The 18,989-nt window shown below is 54.8% G+C and carries 18 protein-coding genes; 8 read left to right on the top strand and 10 right to left on the bottom strand.

What is annotated here, in order from left to right; all coding sequences use genetic code 11:
• Window positions 1-4: 4 nt before the first annotated feature.
• The 6 genes from DA718_RS14065 to DA718_RS14090 are packed head-to-tail and all read right to left on the bottom strand — an operon-like array spanning window position 5 to window position 7,118.
• The gene (locus tag DA718_RS14065) at window positions 5-1,096 is read right to left on the bottom strand and encodes an alkylhydroperoxidase domain protein (RefSeq protein ID WP_112214223.1); all 1,092 of its coding nucleotides are present in this window, start codon (window positions 1,094-1,096) and stop codon (window positions 5-7) included.
• A 9-nt stretch (window positions 1,097-1,105) separates the two neighbouring features.
• Entirely contained in the window at window positions 1,106-2,095 is a 990-nt protein-coding gene (locus DA718_RS14070; protein ID WP_112214222.1) for a putative FMN-dependent luciferase-like monooxygenase, read from the bottom strand.
• A complete protein-coding gene (locus tag DA718_RS14075; protein WP_112214221.1) occupies window positions 2,092-3,696 on the bottom strand; it encodes a dipeptide ABC transporter ATP-binding protein in 1,605 nt (534 codons plus the stop codon). Before DA718_RS14075 ends, DA718_RS14070 begins: the two co-directional genes overlap by 4 nt.
• A complete protein-coding gene (locus DA718_RS14080) occupies window positions 3,693-4,544 on the bottom strand; it encodes an ABC transporter permease (protein ID WP_112214220.1) in 852 nt (283 codons plus the stop codon). The genes DA718_RS14075 and DA718_RS14080 overlap by 4 nt, the downstream gene beginning before the upstream one ends.
• Window positions 4,541-5,485, bottom strand: a complete 945-nt coding sequence (locus tag DA718_RS14085) for an ABC transporter permease (RefSeq protein ID WP_112214219.1) — start codon at window positions 5,483-5,485, stop codon at window positions 4,541-4,543. The genes DA718_RS14080 and DA718_RS14085 overlap by 4 nt, the downstream gene beginning before the upstream one ends.
• A 10-nt stretch (window positions 5,486-5,495) precedes the next feature.
• Window positions 5,496-7,118, bottom strand: coding sequence for a TIGR04028 family ABC transporter substrate-binding protein (locus tag DA718_RS14090; protein ID WP_112214218.1), 1,623 nt, complete (start codon window positions 7,116-7,118; stop codon window positions 5,496-5,498).
• A 352-nt stretch (window positions 7,119-7,470) separates the two neighbouring features.
• Here DA718_RS14090 and DA718_RS14095 point away from each other — a divergent pair, with 352 nt between their 5' ends.
• The gene (locus DA718_RS14095) at window positions 7,471-8,070 is read left to right on the top strand and encodes an inorganic diphosphatase (RefSeq protein ID WP_112214217.1); all 600 of its coding nucleotides are present in this window, start codon (window positions 7,471-7,473) and stop codon (window positions 8,068-8,070) included.
• 83 nt (window positions 8,071-8,153) lie between these two features.
• Here DA718_RS14095 and DA718_RS14100 read toward each other — a convergent pair whose 3' ends face one another.
• From DA718_RS14100 to DA718_RS14115, 4 genes are all read right to left on the bottom strand, one after another.
• On the bottom strand, window positions 8,154-9,866 hold the full coding sequence (locus DA718_RS14100) for an ABC-F family ATP-binding cassette domain-containing protein (protein ID WP_112214216.1): 1,713 nt from the start codon (window positions 9,864-9,866) through the stop codon (window positions 8,154-8,156).
• A gap of 336 nt (window positions 9,867-10,202) precedes the next feature.
• Entirely contained in the window at window positions 10,203-11,900 is a 1,698-nt protein-coding gene (locus tag DA718_RS14105) for an NAD-dependent malic enzyme (protein WP_112214215.1), read from the bottom strand.
• 184 nt (window positions 11,901-12,084) lie between these two features.
• Window positions 12,085-12,225 carry a stationary-phase-induced ribosome-associated protein gene (gene sra / locus DA718_RS14110; protein WP_110276534.1) on the bottom strand — a complete coding sequence of 47 codons (141 nt, stop codon included), beginning with the start codon at window positions 12,223-12,225 and terminating at the stop codon, window positions 12,085-12,087.
• 218 nt (window positions 12,226-12,443) lie between these two features.
• On the bottom strand, window positions 12,444-13,295 hold the full coding sequence (locus tag DA718_RS14115; protein ID WP_112214214.1) for a Vmh family MBL fold metallo-hydrolase: 852 nt from the start codon (window positions 13,293-13,295) through the stop codon (window positions 12,444-12,446).
• 114 nt (window positions 13,296-13,409) lie between these two features.
• Between DA718_RS14115 and DA718_RS14120 the strand changes: the two genes are divergently transcribed.
• From DA718_RS14120 to DA718_RS14145, 7 genes are all read left to right on the top strand, one after another.
• Window positions 13,410-14,315, top strand: coding sequence for a LysR family transcriptional regulator (locus DA718_RS14120; RefSeq protein ID WP_112214213.1), 906 nt, complete (start codon window positions 13,410-13,412; stop codon window positions 14,313-14,315).
• Complete coding sequence (locus DA718_RS14125) at window positions 14,312-14,800, top strand: GNAT family N-acetyltransferase (RefSeq protein ID WP_112214212.1); 489 nt, start codon at window positions 14,312-14,314, stop codon at window positions 14,798-14,800. Before DA718_RS14120 ends, DA718_RS14125 begins: the two co-directional genes overlap by 4 nt.
• A 72-nt stretch (window positions 14,801-14,872) precedes the next feature.
• Entirely contained in the window at window positions 14,873-15,304 is a 432-nt protein-coding gene (locus DA718_RS14130; protein ID WP_112214211.1) for an OsmC family protein, read from the top strand.
• 114 nt (window positions 15,305-15,418) lie between these two features.
• Window positions 15,419-16,288 carry an oxygenase MpaB family protein gene (locus tag DA718_RS14135; RefSeq protein WP_112214210.1) on the top strand — a complete coding sequence of 290 codons (870 nt, stop codon included), beginning with the start codon at window positions 15,419-15,421 and terminating at the stop codon, window positions 16,286-16,288.
• 256 nt (window positions 16,289-16,544) lie between these two features.
• Window positions 16,545-17,525 carry an IS5-like element ISKpn26 family transposase gene (locus tag DA718_RS14140; RefSeq protein WP_016947617.1) on the top strand — a complete coding sequence of 327 codons (981 nt, stop codon included), beginning with the start codon at window positions 16,545-16,547 and terminating at the stop codon, window positions 17,523-17,525.
• Entirely contained in the window at window positions 17,507-17,692 is a 186-nt protein-coding gene (locus DA718_RS30945; RefSeq protein ID WP_323808952.1) for a hypothetical protein, read from the top strand. The genes DA718_RS14140 and DA718_RS30945 overlap by 19 nt, the downstream gene beginning before the upstream one ends.
• 178 nt (window positions 17,693-17,870) lie before the next feature.
• Window positions 17,871-18,788, top strand: coding sequence for a bestrophin family protein (locus DA718_RS14145; protein ID WP_112214876.1), 918 nt, complete (start codon window positions 17,871-17,873; stop codon window positions 18,786-18,788).
• Window positions 18,789-18,989: the final 201 nt, after the last annotated feature.

The following is an 18,989-nucleotide window of genomic DNA, read 5'->3' on the forward strand; positions in this document are numbered from 1 at the left end:
GCGATTACGCCTGCCACGGTTCGCCGAGGGTTAACATTAAACGGTTGGCCCAGGCGAAGAAGGCTGCCGATTGCAGCAAATCCAGCTGCGCCAGCGTATCCAACCCCTGTTGTTCAATTGCCGTTAGGTGGCTGATGGCGAGCGCAGGAGGGGTAACGGAAATCGCGGCGGCGAAATCGATTTGCGCCTTCCAGCGCGGCGTCTGCCCGTCGCTCAGCTTTTCTCCCGGCGTCACTGCCAGCAGCGTTTCAACTGCCGTTTCATCTTTCGCCAGCTGTGCAGCCTTGCGAGCGTGCACCGAGGCGCAGTAGATGCAGCCGTTGATTTTGCTCGCTACCGTCGCCGCCAGTTCTCGTTCAGCACGAGGCAGGCCGCCGGGGGTATAAAAAATCCCTTTATCGGTTAATGTACGCTGTTCCAGTACCGGCTGGTTGCGCGCCAACAGGCGAAAATAGGGCGAATCGCTATGGCCAAATTTCGCCAGCAGCGCTTGTTCATCCGGCGTAAATTCCGCCAGCGGTTTGGCAGCCAGCCATGGTTCCCAGTGCAACTCATCGCGGGTGAAATGTACCGGTGCACTCTTACCGCTAATGGTCTGCGGTGCGGTGTGCCAGAAGCCCGCTACTACCGGGGTTTCCGCGACGGTGGTGGCTTTTCCGTTAAGCAGACGTAGCCCATTGACCAGCCGACTCTGGAAGCTGACGAAGGCGATAAGCTGGGCAAGCGTCACAATACCGCGCAGGCTCCATCTGGCGCGGATCAAGGCCTCCAGTGCCGACGGTGTGGCTTCCACCGGAGTAAATGTTAACAGTCGGGCGAAGGCCAGCGCCGGGGTCAGTCGAGGTGACGTGGGGTCGGCAATGCCAAAACCGGCATAGTGGGCGGCCAGCGCATCGGCCTGGTGCAGTTTCGCCACTTTCGCAGCAATGGCAAAACGCTCGTCCAATGGAAAATCGTTATCCTGCTGACTAAACAGCGCTTCGTAACTTCCCTGCGCGTGGCGGGTTGCTGCCTCGCGCACAGCGCGCGCCGCCGCTAAAGCGGAATTTGGGGCAATCTCTGCCAGTTCAGCCAAAATATCCTGACTTAACGTCATGGTGACTCCTTATCGTATCTGCGGGGCAATATGCTGAGCGATCAGCTCAATGGAACGAAGCGTGTCGCGGTGCGAGGGGTCAACGGAATGCACCTGGAATGAAATATCGGTAACCCGTTGCAGCACGCTATCACGCGCCAGCGAAGCGGCAACATGCTCTGCATCGCCAACGTGGGCGTCAAGCTGGGACAAATAATCAGTGACAGTGTCACCAATGATCTCATGACCTGCGGCCCGATGCTGCGTGGCCTGCTGGCGTAAACCGGGTTCCGCTACTTCCAGCGCATACGCCTGGCTATCGGCAACGAACGCGGTGCGTGAAGCGAGTATTCGTGGCTCAACACCTGCAGGCAGCGCCGCAAGGTAAGCATCGATAATCGGATTTTGAATGGCATCCAGCGGCAGCGAGGATTGTCCTGATGGGCGCGGTTGCGTTCGCGAGAGCATTAATCCGTGCCCGGACTGAGCCGCGCGAACGGCGCCTTCAATGGAAAATGTCGCAATCCAGATGCGTTCGGCAAGCTGCGGCGCCTGAGGGTAAAGATGGTTATCCGGATGCGATAGCGAATCGCCGCGCCAGGCGCTTTGGATCAAATGCAAATGCTCGCTAAACACCGTGCTGCGCTGATCGATTGTCAGTCCGAAGGGCAGGAACGAGGTGGGGGTTCCGCCTGAGCCGAAGCCCACCTCCAGCCGACCATCAGCTAACAGATCCAGCACTGCGGCATCTTCGGCTACCCGCAGCGGGTTTTCCATCGGCAGAGTGATAATGGCGGTTCCCAGACGAATGTGCTGGGTATGCGCCGCCGCGTGGGCGAGAAACACCAGCGGTGACGGCAGGCCGCCTTCATGTTCATGAAAATGGTGCTGGGCAATCCAGGCGCTATCGAACCCCAGGCGCTCGGCGTGGCGAATTTGCTCGGTGGCCAGCCGGTAACGCTCTTTCGGCGTGGCGTTATCTAACAGGCGGGTGAAAAATCCCAGTCGTTTGCGGGTCATGCGACCTCCTTGCTCGGCGATGAAAACCAGGGAATAGCGGCGATAAGCTCGCGGGTATAGTCATGCTGTGGGGCGGCAAATAGTCGGCTGACCTCGCCGTGTTCAACAACCTGACCAGCCCGCAGTACCGTGACGCTGTGGGCGATACGGCGTACCGTCGCTAAATCATGAGTAATAAACAGATAGGTCAGCCCGAGCTGTTGTTGAAGCTGTTGCAACAGGGCCAGAATTTGCGCCTGTACGGTGACGTCCAGTGCGGACGTTGCCTCATCCAGCACGAGGATCGTCGGCTCAAGGATTAAGGCGCGGGCGATGGCGACCCGCTGGCGCTGGCCGCCTGAAAGCTCGCGAGCAGTACGGGCTAACAGCTCAGGTGCTAACGCTACCCGGGCAGCGACTGTTTCCACACGTTGACGTCTTGCTTCGACATTCAGACGGTCAAAGTTTTTTAACGGCTCCTCAATAATCTCAAATAGCGTTTGTCGCGGATCCAGCGAGGCAAAGGGGTTCTGGTAGACGAACTGGATTTTGCGTCGCAGCTGGCGCAGCGCCTCGCGGCTGAGATGCCCGGCATCAATACCATCGATAGAGACATGACCAATATCGGCCTTTTCAAACCCCAGCAGGATCCGCGCGAGGGTGGTTTTGCCGGAACCAGACTCACCAACCAGCGCATGAGTGCTACCGCGTTTAACCTCGAAACTCACGGCGTCCAGCGCTTGTAAATATGAATGACCCAATGAGAAACGTTTGCTGATGCCCTCAACGCGAATTGCCGGTGTCGCCAGGATGCGCCCGGAAGTTGCGGCTATGGCCAGCGTCGATCCCTGGAGATCACTGAGCAACTGGCGGGTATAGGCGTGCTGCGGCGTGCGTACCACATCGCCGGTTACGCCTTGCTCCTGAATCTCTCCGTGGCGGAAGACCAGCAGGCGGTCGGCGCGTTCTGCCGCCAACGCCAGATCGTGAGTGACAAAAAGTACTGCCGTGCCGGACTCCCTGCGTAGCGTATCGAGCAGGTCAAGAATGCGTTTTTGTACCGTGACGTCGAGGGCGCTGGTCGGCTCATCGGCGATGATTAAATCAGGTTTTAGCGCAATCGCGATGGCAATCAATACCCGCTGTTTCATGCCACCTGAAAGCTGATGGGGGTACTGATCAAAGCGTTGTTCCGGGTGGCTCAAACCGACTTTAGTCAACAGCGCCAGCACCTGCTCTTTGCGCTCAGCAGTGCTGCTTTTTTGATGCAGCCGCAGGATCTCACCCACCTGCGCGCCGATAGTTTTGACCGGGTTAAGAGAGTTTCCCGGATCCTGAGGTACCAGGCTAATCCGTGCACCGCGCAGGCCATCGAGGCGTTTCGCGGACCAGTTGCTGATATCCTCGCCGTTAATGCTGATACGCCCGCTATCCCGGCGCGCGTTATCTGCCAGCAGGCCAATAATCGCCTGAGCGGTAGTGGTTTTTCCGGAGCCGGATTCCCCGACGAACGCCAGCATTTCGCCGCGTTTAACGTTAAAACTGACGTTGTGCACCACTTCGCGCCATTCACGCTGTGAACGATAGCTAATGCGCAGATTTTCTACGGTTAAAACATTCATCGGCGTTCTCCGCTAAATTGCTGGCTAATGCGGTTGGCGGCAAGCACGACGGCGATCACCGCGATGCCGGGAAGGGTAGTTAACCACCAGGCAGTGGAGAGATAGTTGCGGCCTTCGGCAATCAGTAATCCCCACTCTGGTACCGGCGGCGGTGTGCCGTAGCCGAGAAAGCTGAGGGTCGAGAGCGCGAGAATCGCCTGACCGAACTGAAGGGTGGCGAAGGCCAGAACGGCGGTGAGTGAGTTGGGCAGAATATGCCGCCAGAAGACGGCGAAAAAGGTGCCGCCGCTGCCGTATGCGGCTTCAACGAAATCGCTGTGGCGTACGCGCACCACTTCCGCTCGCGCCAGACGGGCAAAGCTGGCTATCGCCGCGACGCCAACCGCCACGGCAGCATTGAGCGTGCCGAAGCCGAGCAGGATAATGACCGTGAGCGACAGTAATAAAGAGGGGATCGCCAGCAGAACATCGACCAGGCGCATAACCACCGATTCAACACGTCCCGCCAGCGCCCCGGCGAGGGTGCCTAGCGCGGTGCCGACAACCAGACCAATGGCTACCGCCGCCAGCGCTGCGCAAAGCGAATGCACTGCGCCATAGACAATGCGGCTCCAGAGATCGCGGCCCAACTGGTCGGTTCCCAGCCAGTGACCGGCCTGCGGAGCTAAACGCTGTGCGCCGGGAAAACCTTCCAGCGGGTTATAAGCGGTAAATAGCTGCGGAACGAGCGCCATCAATACGGCAACGCTCATCACCGTCCAGGCTAGCAGTAAACCGGGCTGCAAGCGCAGCGAGCGCCAGTTTGTTGTTCTGCGACGAGCGGCGGTAGCGTAATCAACCAGGCTCATACTGCACCTCCAATAACGGTTTTCAGGCGCGGATCGAACAGCGGCATAAGTAGATCGACCAGCAGATTAATCAGAACGAAACCTAGGGCGGAAATCATCACCACCGCCTGAAGCACGGCGATATCCTGATTATTAACTGCCTGTTGAGTCAGCAGCCCGAGCCCGCCGCGCCCAAATACGGTTTCGGTGATCAGCGCTCCGGCAATAAGTTCCCCCAACAGCAGACCCGCAATATTGAGCACCGGCAGCAGGGCGTTGCCGATGACGTGCCGCCACAGGACGCCGGTCTCACTCATTCCTTTGGCGCGAGCGACGGCGACAAACGGCAGCGCGGCAACCTGATCCAGACTGCGCATCAGGATTTGCGCCAGCGGGGCGGAAATGGGGATGGCTACGGCAATGATTGGCAGAATCAGGCCTTCAATCGGACCCGGATTGATAACCGGGATCCAACGCAACTGGAACGAGAAAAGCTGAATCAGAGCAATCCCCAGCCAGAACGTTGGCAGTGAAATAAACAGTACCGGCAGTGATTGCAGAGTGTTGCTTAACCAGCGCAGGCCCGGCAGCCGTGAAGCAAAGGCGAGGGCGAAAGCCAGCAATACCGCCAGAACAAAGGCGGGCAACGCCAGGCTTAACGTCTCCGGCAGATTGCTGGCGATAAGCGCGCTGACCGACATGCCCGCCTGTAGCGAATAGCCAAAATCTCCCTGCAACATGGCGAACAGAGTATGGAAATACTGTTTCCAGATAGGGCTGTCGGCACCATAAGCGATGCGCATTTCGGCGATTTGTTCAGGGCTGAGTCCGAGGTCCGGATTCTGAAACTTGATCAGCACAGCGTCCCCTGGCAGCACCTGCAGCAGCACGAAAGAAAGGGTAAACGCCGCCCACAGCACCAGTAATCCCTGGCCTGAACGCCGCAGAAGATAATGGCTCATCGCATGCTCCTTAGTGTTTTTCCAGCCACGCGCCGTAGAACGACGGGCGGCCTACCGCTTCAAAGCTGACGCCTTTTACCCACGGCGCGCCGGCAAAGACCTGCGGCTCTTCAAAAATGGGGATCACGTAGGCGTTATCGAGCAGATAGCGCTGGGCATCGCCGGTAAGCTGGAGGCGTTTTTGCGGTTCGACTTCGGCGGAAATGGCGGTCAAAAGCGCGTTGAGTTTATCGTCGCGGAAGCTTTGTACCTTGTCGCTGGAGCCGCCTTTTTGCAGCAGCGCGTCGCGATTATTGGGGAAGAACATGCTTTTGACCACGTCCGGGTCGGCGCGGCCTACTTCTGATACGGTGAGCGGGGTTTTCTGCGGGTCAAGGTTATCCAGCGTATGGCTGCCGGCATCACCGGCTTTTACCGCCAGTGCGACGCCAACCTGACGCCACTGCTGGGCGACCAGTTGCAACACTTCCTTGTTTTGCGGTTGCGGCAGCGATTCATAGACGGTTAATGCCAGGCGCTGCCCATCCTTCACCCGAATGCCGTCGGCACCGGGTTTCCAGCCAGCGTCATCAAGCAGTTGTTTTGCTTTGCTCTGATCGAACGCCAGTTTATCGCTGAGATTAACGTAGCCCGCCGCCGTGGTGGCGATGACGGAGGTGGCCTGCGGATAGTTGGCGGAGAACAGGGTTTCAACTACCTGTTTGGCGTTGGTGGCATGCAGCAGCGCCTGACGGACGCGCAGATCGGCGACCAGCGGGTTATCCGGGCGGAAGCTCAGGCTGTCGTTAACACCGCGCGTTGGCGCTGCATAGATTTTAAAGCCCTGATTGGTCGCTTGTTTTTCATCATAGGCCTGGACCTGGCGGATAAAATCGGCCTGGCCTGCTAATAGCGCGCCAATGCGCACGCTATCTTCCGGCGTCACGATATAGGTGATGCCATCGAGATTGGCTGGCCCCTGCTGGGCGAGGTTTTTCGGCCCCCATTGATAATCTTTACGCGCCACCAGGGTGAGTTCGCGCCCCGGCTTTTCATCTTTAACGGTAAACGGTCCGGAGCCAATAATATGGCGTGCGTCGCCCAGCTCTTCAAAATTACGTGCGAGGGTGCTGAGAGAGACCAGACCGGAACCGATAGTGGCGGTGCCCTGCAAAAAGCCCGGTGAAGGTTTTTTAAAGTAAAACTTGACCGTCAATGGGTCGATAACTTCGCTGTGGTCGTAGTTATTAATCACTTCAGACACCGGCAGGCGATGCGTTTTATTTCCCAGACCGTAGGTGTCGAAGTTTTTTGCTACCGCATTGGCATCCAGTGGCGAGCCGTCAGAGAACGTGACGCCAGGGCGAATCTTAAAGGTATATTCGGTTTTATCGGCGTTAGCACTCCAGCTTTCGGCAATCCACGGTTCGACTTGTAATGTTTTCGGGTTTTGCCAGGTGAGCTTATCGGTTATTTGGTTAAGAATACCGCCGTTGGGATAGAACCCTCCGGCTGGCGGATAAAGGTTGGTATGCGGTTGTTGCTCCAGATAAATTAGCGTGCCGCCTTTAACCGGCGTGTCGGCGGCCCACACGGAAAAGGTGCCGGCTAAAATAAGTGCCGCCAGCGCGGGCAGGCGAAAACGGGTTTGCATGGTGAATTCCTTTGTTATCTATTGTGTTGCCATCATCGGGCGCGCGTTTTGACAAAGGAAATAAGGATTTACGCTAAGCATTTGCATAAAAAGCAATTCGTATATTCGCAGCGGGGATTTTTAGAGGTTAGCGTTCATCGTAATGAAAAATTAACGTCATATTTAATTCATCAAATCACTTTATCGTTTTGTTTTTCAATTTCTTATACCCTAAATAATTCGAGTTGCAGGAAGGCGGCGACGCAGAGAATCCCCAGGAGCTTACTGAAGTAAGTGACTGGGGTGAGCGAGGAAAGCCAACGCACATGCAACTTGAAGTATGACGGGTATATAACGATAGAGCGATATTACAATGCATCTGGTAAAAACTATCCTTGCCGCAGGTCTTCTGTTTACTGCTGCCGCTCAGGCGCAAAACGTTCTGGATTTTCCGCAGCCGAAAAACAATCCCGAAGAGTTTTATGCAGTAACCGAAATTCCGGCGGGCGGCATTATTAAATATGAGACGGACGCCAAAACGGGCTTTTTGATTGCTGACCGTTTCCAGTCAATGCCGGTAGCCTATCCGGCTAACTACGGTTCGTTGACCCAATCTCTGGCGGGAGATGGCGATCCGCTGGACGTGGTGTTTTATACCCGTGCGCCAATGGCACCGGGAACGCTGATTAAGCTGCGTGCGATTGGCGTACTGAAGATGATTGATGGCGGCGAGAAGGACGACAAAATTATTGCCGTTCCGGCGAGTAAAATCGACCCGACCTACGATGACATCAAAAACGTGAGCGACCTGCCAAAAATTGAGCAGGAGCGCCTGGAGGCGTTCTTTCGCGTTTACAAACAGCTGCCGGATGGCCGTAAAAAAGTTGAGCTAAACGGGTTTAACGATGCCGCTGCCGCGAAGCAGGAGATTAAATCGGCATGGGACGCCTGGAAAGAGAAAAACCCGCAATAAAATAAAGCCACAGACCTCAGTGAATGCCTGTGACTTTAGATCCCGGCTTAGGTTTATATGCCGTAAGCCGGGATAGTTTGGGTTTAGGCCAACAACGCATTCAACATGGTAATCTCATCACGCCATTGCGCTTGCAACTGCGGTTTTTGATGTTTTGGCCTGCGGGCCAGATCGTCAGCCAACAGTTGTTCCAGCATCACTAACCGTTCCAGCAGCGCATCGTTACCCTCTTCAGGTTCGATGGTGGGTGCTGTCGCTGCCTGTTCCATCGGGCGATGAACGGCGGCGCGCAGATTTTCATAGACTTCATCGGCGCTGTTCCATTCGCTAAGCCCATTTTCATCAATAAGCCAGAAGCGGTTGCAACTGTTGTCGATTAACTGCCGGTCATGACTGACTAACAGCAAACCGCCGGGATAATCGCACAGCGTTTCTGCCAGCGCCGCTTTGCCATCGATATCTAAATGGTTCGTTGGTTCATCCAGCAACAACAGGCTATAGCAGGCCAGCGACAGGCCAACAAACAGCAGTCGTGAACGTTCGCCACCGCTTAGGGTGCTAACGCTTTGCCCGTGACGCACCCAGTTGAATCCGGCGGAAATCAGCGCTCGCTTGCGCACTTCCGGTGCCGGTTCAAAAGCCTCCAGTGCCTCAAGAAGAGTGACGTCATCGGCAAGCTGATGCAGGGTCTGGTCGTAATAACCCGGCTTCAGTCGCGGATGCAGACGTAAACCGTTCTCCGTTGTGTTCTGTTGCATATGCCGCCACAGCAGACGCAGCAGTGAGGATTTACCGCAGCCGTTGCGCCCCATAATCGCCACCCGGTCGCCGCTTTTCAGGCGAGCCAGGCCCGCAGTGAACAGCGCGGGCAGCCCCGGCGCTGGCGGAACAGGGAGCTGTTCTATCTCCAGCAGTCGGTCTGCCCGCAGCGCGTCGCCGTGCAGCGCCAGCCGCCATGGCGTTCCGGCGGTCAGATCGGTTTGGTTCTCCTTCAGGCGCTGTACCTGTTTCTCCATCTGCTTGGCTTTGCGTGAGAGATCTTCGTTATCGTACGTCCGGCCCCAGATAGCTAATCGTTTGGCACTGGCGGCGACGCGGTCGATCTCTTTTTGCTCCGCTTTATGACGCAGCGCGTCGCTGGCGTCCTGCTCTTCCAGCGCCTGACGGGCGGCGCTACAGGGCAGGGAGAAGGCGTGCAAAGTGTTGTCACGCAAGATCCAACTGGTATTAGTTACAGCATCCAATAACGGATTGTCATGCGACACCAGAACGAAACTCCCCTGCCAGGTTTGCAAGAAGCTTTCCAGCCACAGGAGGGTCGGCAGATCGAGATGGTTTCCCGGTTCATCCAGCAATAGCAGATCCGGTTGCTGAATCAACGCCCTGGCGAGCAGTAGTCGGGTATGCTGACCACCGCTCAGGGTTGACGCCTGCTGCTGTGCTTCCGCTGGCGTAAAGCCCATCTCCGCCAGCAGTCGCTCCGCTTGCCAGCACTGGTTCTCACGGTCAAGAGCGGGAAGTTTTGCCAGCACCACCTGAAGTAGAGGCTGCGCTAACAGCGTATCCGGGAGATGTTGTTCTACGCGCGCCATCAGGCAATGATTAGCCAGCGACACGTTACCCGAAGTGGGGTCAACAGTGCCGTCCAGCACCTGTAGCAAAGTACTTTTGCCGCAGCCGTTATAGCCAATCAGGCCAATACGGTCGCCTTTTTTCAGGGTAAAGGAGAGGTTGGTGAACAGCGGGCCAAACGCCGTATCAACATGAAGAGATTGTGCAGTTAGTAATGTGCTCATTGTGAACTTACTCAAGAGTTACAGGCATGTAAATGCCTCGTCAAACATCGCTGACGATAACCCGGTAAGCCCGAGGGAAGGGATTTAGTCTTTGGTTTCTTCGCTCAAGCTGAAGTTATCGCAGCACGATACCGATAACGCTTGAGCTGGTGCGATCGCCAAATGCACGTGAAAAAAACATTTCACAGTACGACATGGGATCCTCCTTTTCTATTCAGTTAGTTGATGGGTGACGGCAGTGTAGAGGGATAAAGGGTTTTTGGCTAGCGATGAACGACCCTGGACCTGATTTTCAGGCCTTGGGTCGTTCCTTCGTTTTATCAGCAGCGTTTTCGCTTAAATCGAAGTCCGGCGATAGTTGCGGTATTCCGGATGCCAGAAGTTATCGGCAATCGCTTGCAACAGCGCTTCTGCCGACGTTTTCACCGCCACGCCCTGTTCCTGGGCAATTTTCCCCACAGCAAAAGCAATCGCACGCGAAACGGTTTGAATATCCTTCAGTTCCGGCAGAACCGGGCCCTCACCGTTATTCACCAACGGTGAGTGTTTCGCGAGGGTTTCACTGGCGGCCATCAGCATCTCGTCGGTAACGCGGGATGCGCCAGAAGCAATAACGCCAAGCCCGATTCCTGGGAAGATATAGGAGTTATTGCACTGGGCGATAACGTACTGCTTGCCTTTGAGCGTCACCGGCGCGAACGGACTGCCTGTGGCGACCAGCGCTTCGCCGTCGGTCCAGCTAAGGATATTCTGCGGCGTTGCTTCCACGCGGGAAGTTGGGTTCGACAGCGGCATCACAATCGGCCGCGGGCAGTGCTTATGCATCTCGCGGATTATCTCTTCGGTGAACAGCCCCGGCTGGCCGGAAACGCCGATTAAAATATCCGGTTTGACGTTGCGTACCACGTCAAGCAACGACAGCACATCGTTAGTGGTATCCCACCCTTGCAGAGACTCGCGCTTTTGTACCAGTTTGCTCTGGAACGACAGCAAGTTCGGCATGGCGTCGGTCAGCAGACCAAAACGGTCAACCATAAATACGCGTTTGCGGGCCTCTTCTTCGCTTAAACCTTCACGTTGAATCTGCGCCACGATCTGCTCGGCGATACCGCAGCCCGCGGAACCGGCACCAAGGAAAACAATTTTCTGCTCGCTCAACTGGCTGCCCGCGCCTCGGCTGGCGGCAATTAGCGTGCCGACGGTCACTGAAGCGGTACCCTGAATATCGTCGTTAAACGAGCAGACTTCATTGCGGTAACGGTTAAGCAGCGGCATGGCGTTTTTCTGCGCGAAGTCTTCGAACTGCAGCAGCACATCCGGCCAGCGGGCTTTAATCGCCTGAATAACGTCATCGACGAACTGGTAATACTCGTCGTCGGTGATACGCGGGTGACGCCAGCCCATATACAGTGGGTCATCGAGTAATTGCTGATTGTTGGTACCGACATCCAGCACTATCGGCAGGGTGTAAGCCGGGCTGATGCCGCCGCAGGTGGTGTAGAGCGAGAGCTTACCGATAGGAATACCCATCCCGCCAATACCCTGGTCGCCGAGACCGAGAATACGCTCGCCATCAGTCACGACGATCACTTTGACGTTATGGTTCGGCACGTTTTGCAGGATGTCGTCGAGGTTATTACGATTCTGATAAGAGATAAAAACGCCACGGGCGCGACGATAGATCTCAGAGAAACGTTCGCAGGCAGCACCTACTGTCGGAGTGTAAATAACCGGCATCATCTCGTCGAGATGGTTGCCAACCAGGCGGTAGAACAGCGTTTCGTTGGTATCCTGGATGTTGCGCAGATAAATATGCTTGTCGATCTCGGTCTTAAATCCCTGATACTGGATCCACGCGCGTTCGGCTTGTTCTTCGATGGTTTCGACCACTTCTGGCAGCAGTCCCAGCAGGTTAAAACTGCTACGCTCTTCCATACTGAAGGCGCTACCTTTGTTGAGTAACGGAAACTCAAGAAGAACGGGGCCTGCGTAAGGGATGTAAAGAGAACGGTTTTTCTTATGAGTGAATTGCATCGCACTAACTCCTTGGTGAACGCTTCAGCCCAGGCGCGGCGACAGGCGAGGGGCTGGCAGGGAATTGCAGCGGGCAGAGTATAGAGCAGATGGCATCAAAGAAGGGTAAACATGCAGTCGATAGCCTTAAAAAAACACCATCCTGCATGCAGGACGGTGTTTCTATCATCACTCAGCTGAAAAATTAGCCACCGCGGCGTTTGCGACCGGTAGCATGGATGTGGTTTAGCGTGGTTTCCGCATCGCCTTCCAGCAGCACTTTTTTCTGCTGGGAAAGTTTGTAGTTCAGACCAAGAAGATGACGTGCCTGATGGTTCGATTTCATTCTTACTCCTTTATCCTGTTCTGGTTTCAAGGACAAGCCCGATATATATCGGACGAAATTTAACCCTAAGTTCGCCGCCCATTTTTGGTGCGGCGATAATCAGCGTGGTTCACATTCCCACCAATAGCAAGGTTACAACGGCTGATTAAGAACAATCTCTGATAACGACCGGTAAGACGCGAGCCGTCGTCCGGCGCAAATACCCGTAATAGCCAGAATTACCACTTCATCTCGCCGGTATTCACTTTGGCGCTCAGCTCCAGCGAGCTCTCTTCTGCGAGCCCCGGCCAGCGCTGCTTCATCGCCTTAATCACGCCTGCGGAATCTTTATGATCCTTTAACGACTGCTCAAACTGCGTCAGGTAATCGCGGGTGAAGACAATCGCGCGGTCGCCTGCTGGCGGCGTGCCAAGATAGTGGCCGGGGATCACCTGCTGCGGATGCAGTGAAGCCATTTCGTTGAGCGTATTAACCCACTGCTGGCGGCTTTCGACGCTCTGGGTATCCGCCGTCCAGACGTGCATTCCCCATGCCACGCCGGTTCCGCCGAGAATCGCCTTATTCGCCGGGATCCACACGAAAGCGGCGTAGTTCTGCGGCTGGCGGATTTCGACTTTTTCGCCGTCGATAGTGAAGGTATTCGCTGCCATCACCTGCGGGACGTAAAGCTCTTTCGGCACACCGTCTTTCATTTGCGGGCCCCAGTACGCCAGTTTGGCTTCTTTGGTAGCATTAATATGTTTGACCACTTCAGCGGTAGCGACAATTTTGGCTTGCGGGAACGCTTTGACCAGCGGTTCCAGGCCAAAATAGAAATCCGGATCGCCGGAGGTGATCACGATACGAGTCAGTTTCTTACCGCTTTTTTGGACCATCTCGACCAGCTTCTCACCATCCTTCACGCTGAACTGGGCATCGAACAGTACCGCTTCATGCGGGCCGGTGGCGAGGGTGGAGTTGACGGCAAAAATGCCATTCTCCTGTGGGTTGTAGGTTTGCAGCGTCAAAGGCGCAGCCAGTACGGTGGTGCTGAACAGGGTGGTAGCGATGGCAAGGACAGATGATTTCATGCGCGTTTTCTCTTTATCAGTTGAATGAATGCTATTTTACGCATTTCATGATTTGCGAATATTCCTGAAAAAAGAGATGCTGAGTTTCATAAATCGTGCAGATGGAATCGAATGATGGATCGGGTGATCGCCGCTCAGGTGTATATACGCATTTGTGAACTGGGGAGTTTGAGCGCTGCCGCGCGAGCGTTGGGGATGTCGCGCCCGATGGTTAGCCGCTATCTCGAGCAGATGGAGCAGTGGGCCGGAACCCGGCTGGTACACCGTTCAACCCGTAAGCTGACGCTAACCTCCGCCGGGGAAAAGGTACTGCAAAAAACGCGCACGCTCACGCAGCTGTCGGATGAAATCGCCGGACAAACCGAGCGTGCGGTCCCCAGCGGGACGCTGCGCGTTGCCTGCGCTCATTTCACTGCGATGCAGCTTATTTCGCCTATGTTGCCTGATTTTCTCGCCCGCTATCCGCAGCTGCGCCTTGAGCTGGATATTAATAATCACCCGGTGAGCCTGATTGGCGAACGGATAGACGTGGCGATCCGCATCACCGATAACCCGGAGCCGGGAGCTATCGCTCGTCGTCTTGGTGTTTGTCGTTCAGTGCTGTGCGCCTCGCCACGCTGGCTACAGCAGAATGGACCACTGCACACGCTGGATGATTTATCTCGCCACAATTGCCTGCATTACAGCCATTTCGCCAGCCAGACCTGGCAGTTTACTGATCCACAAGGCGATAGCGTGGCGGTGGCGGTTTCCGGTAATCTCAGCGCCGGGATCTCCTCTCTCTTGCTGGAGGCGGCGGTGGCCGGTTGTGGCATCGCGATGCTCCCGGAGCTGGAGGCGCAGCGGGCGCTTAACGGCGGGGCGCTAAAGCAGGTTTTACCAGCTTATCAGCCAAAAGCGCTAAGCGTGTATGGGATTTATCTCTCACGCGATTATCAGCCCAGCGCGCTGCCGCTGTTTCTGGAAGAGGTTCAGCAACGACTGGCGCAACCCACGGATCTTAAAGGAGTGAATGGATGATTTTGTTTCGACCCATGTGCGAGGATGAGTACCTGGCTTACCTCGATTATTTTATCCCCGATTACGCGGCGGAAATTGCGGCAAACTACGGGCTTTCGCCGTCGGCGGCTTTATCTCAGGCACAGCAGGAAATAGCCGATGATTTACCCGATGGCGTTAACACTGGCGGCCAGGTTCTGCTCTGTTTACTCAATCATGTTGAGGGCGTGGAAACCCGAATTGGCTATCTCTGGTATAAGCCGGATGTGAAAACGCGCTCTGCGTTTATCTGCGATTTCTATATTTCCCCCATTTTTCAAGGGCAGGGATTGGGCAAGCAGGCGATGACCGCTTTTGAACGTGAACTTGCAAGCAAAGGGTTTGTGCAAATTAAACTGCGCGTCGCCGGGGATAATCAACGCGCTCGCCATGTCTACGAAGCCACCGGATTTCGCGTTACCGGCGTTAATATGAGCAAAAATATCCCGTTGGATTCGTCTGATTAAAGGATAGTGCGCTGCCTGAAAGGGAAATGGCTTCTATACTTTATTTCTTTAATGTCAAAAAGGAGCGATATCATGGCAATCCATAAGAAAGGTCAGGCGCATTGGGAAGGGGATCTGAAAAGCGGTAAAGGAACCGTCTCCACCGAGAGCGGCGCGCTGAACCAGCAACCTTATGGCTTTAACACCCGCTTCGAAGGCGTGAAGGGAACCAACCCGGAAGAGCTGATCGGCGCGGCCCATGCGGCCTGTTTTTCGATGGCGCTGTCGTTGATGCTCAGCGAAGAGAGCTATACCGCAACCTCAATAGATACCGTGGCGGTGGTGACGCTGGACAAATCCGGCGGCGGTTTTGCGATTACCAAAATCGCGCTGCAGAGCAAAATTGTGCTGCCTGGCATCGAGGCCGATGTGTTTGACGGCATCATTCAAAAAGCGAAAGCCGGTTGCCCGGTCTCGCAGGTGCTTAATGCTGAGATCACCCTCGACTATCAGCTTAATCCATAATTCCCCGCTGCCCGCATCAGGCGGGCACTCCCTCCTTTAACGCCACGGCTGGCAAATGTCACCCGCGTAGATTAATGCTATCTTTGCCGCTTACGCAAAGGAGCAGGTAACGCAATGAGCAGCATACGCGGAATGATTGAAGCTCAGGTTTTGGGCTTAACCGGCATGGCACTCAAAGAGATCGATTTTGAACACCCTAAGGGTGAGCCGGGGCTGTTTGGCCCGCAGTCGGCCATCTGGCAGGTTCATGGAGATTTTACTTCTATGCTGTGCGGCGGTGTCAGCGCGTTGCTATTGCAGATGCTGCATCCGTTAGCGTTGGCTGGCGTCTGGGATCACTCGAACTTTCGTGAAGATATTTTTGGTCGCCTGCGCCGCACCAGCCAGTTTATTTCCGCCACTACCTTTGGTACCACCGTCGACGCTGAACGGCTGATTGCCAAAGTGCAGGAAATTCATCTGCGCGTGGGCGGTCAGGATAAAGACGGTACGCCGTATCAGGCCAGCGATCCGGCGCTACTCACCTGGGTACACGTTGCCGAATGCAGCAGCTTTATGGCTTCCCATTTGCGTTACAAACGGACCGTGATCAGCGCTGCCCGCCAGGAACAGTACTATCAGGAAGCTGCCGAAATTGCCCGCCGTCTGGGGGCACGCGACATCCCGGTCACGCCGCGGCAGGTTGCCGACTATTTGCAGGATATGCGACCTGTGCTGCGCTGCGACGAACGCACGCAGGAAGTGGCTAACGTGCTGTTATCAACGCGGCTGCCGGGCCGCCTGAGTCAGCCGGTTGGGCGGATGATGATGTGCGCCGGTATCGACCTGCTGCCATCCTGGGCGCAGGAGATGCTTAATTTGCCAATGAGCGCTATGCAGCGACATAGCGCGCGAATGGCGGTGCACGGTGTGGCTCGCGTATTGCGCGCTTCGGTACGCAATGGCGCTTATCATTGCGCGATGCGACGGATGAATGAATATTAATTATTCGGGAGTGCGAAGCGTTGCATAAATATAGCTAAGGCTATTATTGTTGAGGCTATGTTTTATAAAAAGAAATTATTCGCATTTAAATATTGACGGTATTATAAAAATTTAAATATTGGCTTAACGGCAGCATGTTGTTCAGGAAAAATTAAACAAAATCGTGTACGTTGTCTCTCTTTCAATAGGGAAGGTGCGAACAAGTTCCTGATATGAGATCATCATATTCATCCGGAGCGCATCCCAGAGGGACATCATGAGCCATCAACTCACCTTCGCCGATAGTGAATTCAGCACTAAGCGCCGTCAGACCCGAAAAGAGATTTTCCTCTCCCGCATGGAGCAGATTCTGCCATGGCAGAATATGACCGCTGTCATCGAGCCGTTTTATCCCAAGGCGGGCAATGGCCGACGGCCCTATCCGCTGGAGACCATGCTGCGTATTCACTGCATGCAGCATTGGTACAACCTGAGCGACGGTGCCATGGAAGATGCCCTGTACGAAATCGCCTCCATGCGCCTGTTTGCCCGATTATCCCTGGATAGCGCCCTGCCGGATCGCACCACCATCATGAATTTCCGCCACCTGCTCGAGCAGCATCAACTGGCCCGTCAATTGTTCAAGACCATCAATCGCTGGCTGGCCGAAGCAGGCGTCATGATGACCCAAGGCACTTTGGTGGATGCCACCATCATTGAGGCACCCAGCTCTACCAAGAACAATGAGCAGCAACGCGATCCGGAGATGCATCAGACCAAGAAAGGCAATCAGTGGCACTTTGGCATGAAGGCCCACATTGGTGTCGATGCCAAGAGTGGCCTGACCCACAGCCTGGTCACCACCGCGGCCAACGAGCATGACCTCAATCAGCTGGGTAATCTGCTTCATGGAGAGGAGCAATTTGTCTCAGCCGATGCCGGCTACCAAGGAGCGCCACAGCGCGAGGAGCTGGCCGAGGTGGATGTGGACTGGCTGATCGCCGAGCGTCCCGGCAGGGTAAAAACCTTGAAGCAGCATCCGCGCAAGAACAAAACGGCCATCAACATCGAATACATGAAAGCCAGCATCCGTGCCAGGGTGGAGCACCCGTTTCGCATCATCAAGCGGCAGTTCGGCTTCGTGAAAGCCAGATACAAGGGGCTGCTGAAAAACGATAACCAACTGGCGATGTTATTCACCCTGGCCAACCTGTTTCGGGTGGACCAAATGATACGTCAGTGGGAGAGATCTCAGTAAAAACCGGAAATAACGCCAGAAATGGTGGAAAAAATAGCCTAAATAGGCTGATTCGATGTGTTTGCGGGAAAAAAATCGGCCCAGATCCGCGAAATTTTAATCAGCGAGTCAGCTTGGGAAGAAATGACCTGCTTATTCGCACCTTCCCTAAGTCTGTTCTAACTTAGCTGAGGGTATGGTTTTATTTCCATGCTGCACTCATGGTTATATATTTTTAGCATGAGATTGCCAGCGAAATAAAAAGGGTCCATAATTCAGCCGCTATTTTATATCGCGGATTAATAGCAGGTCTGACGCATTGTCGTGTTTTTAAACAATATAAAAATACAATCGGTTAATAGATAAATGATTATTCGGCCAGAACAACACTGGTTTCTTCGTCTGTTTGACTGGCACGGCTCGGTGCTGTCAAAAATCGTCTTTCGCCTGCTGCTTAACGTGGTGATGTCGGTTATCGCCATCATCAGCTACCAGTGGTATGAACAGCTGGGTATCCATCTGACCGTTGCGCCATTTAGCCTGCTGGGGATCGCTATCGCTATTTTCCTCGGCTTTCGTAATAGCGCCGGATATAGCCGTTTTGTCGAAGCGCGAAATCTGTGGGGAACGGTGCTGATTGCTGAGAGAACGCTGGTTCGTCAGTTGAAAAATATCCTTCCGGCGGAAAGCGAATCTCATCAACGTCTGGTTAGCTACCTGGTCGCTTTTAGCTGGAGCCTTAAGCATCAGCTGCGCAAAACGGACCCGGGCGCGGATTTAGCGCGGCTACTGCCGCCACAGACGGTTACCGAGATTCTTGCCAGCTCGATGCCGACCAATCGCATCCTGCTGCTGGCGGGCGATGAGCTGGGGCGGCTTCGCGCAGAAGGGAAGATGAGCGATATCACCTTCGGTCTGATGGATAATAAGCTCGATGAGCTGGGTCATGCCCTCGGCGGCTGCGAGCGTTTGGCCAGCACACCGGTGCCTTTTGCCTATACGCTCATTTTGCAGCGTACGGTTTATCTTTTCTGTACGCTGCTGCCTTTTGCGTTGGTTGGCGACCTGCATTATATGACGCCGTTCGTGTCGGTTTTTATCTCCTACACCTTTCTGTCGTGGGATTCTCTGGCGGAGGAGCTGGAAGATCCGTTCGGTACTGCGGCCAATGATTTACCGTTGAATGCGATGTGCAACACTATCGAACGTAATCTGCTGGATATGACCGGCCAGCATCCTTTGCCGGATAAACTTGAGCCGGATCGCTACTACAATTTGACCTGATGTCGTTGGCTTTCTGTATGTTTATTATTCGTTAAATAAGTTAAATCTAACGCGTGATAGATAACATTGATTATACAGCTACCGCCCTGATTGTTATGCTTTCGTTAATAAAACGCCCGTTATACTTACTGGTCGCGGGCGATAAGAAATAATGCGGCGCTTCACCTGCAATCCGCCGCCGAAAGCGTATCAGGAGTCAAT

Source organism: Klebsiella huaxiensis, assembly GCF_003261575.2.
Lineage (GTDB): Bacteria > Pseudomonadota > Gammaproteobacteria > Enterobacterales > Enterobacteriaceae > Klebsiella > Klebsiella huaxiensis.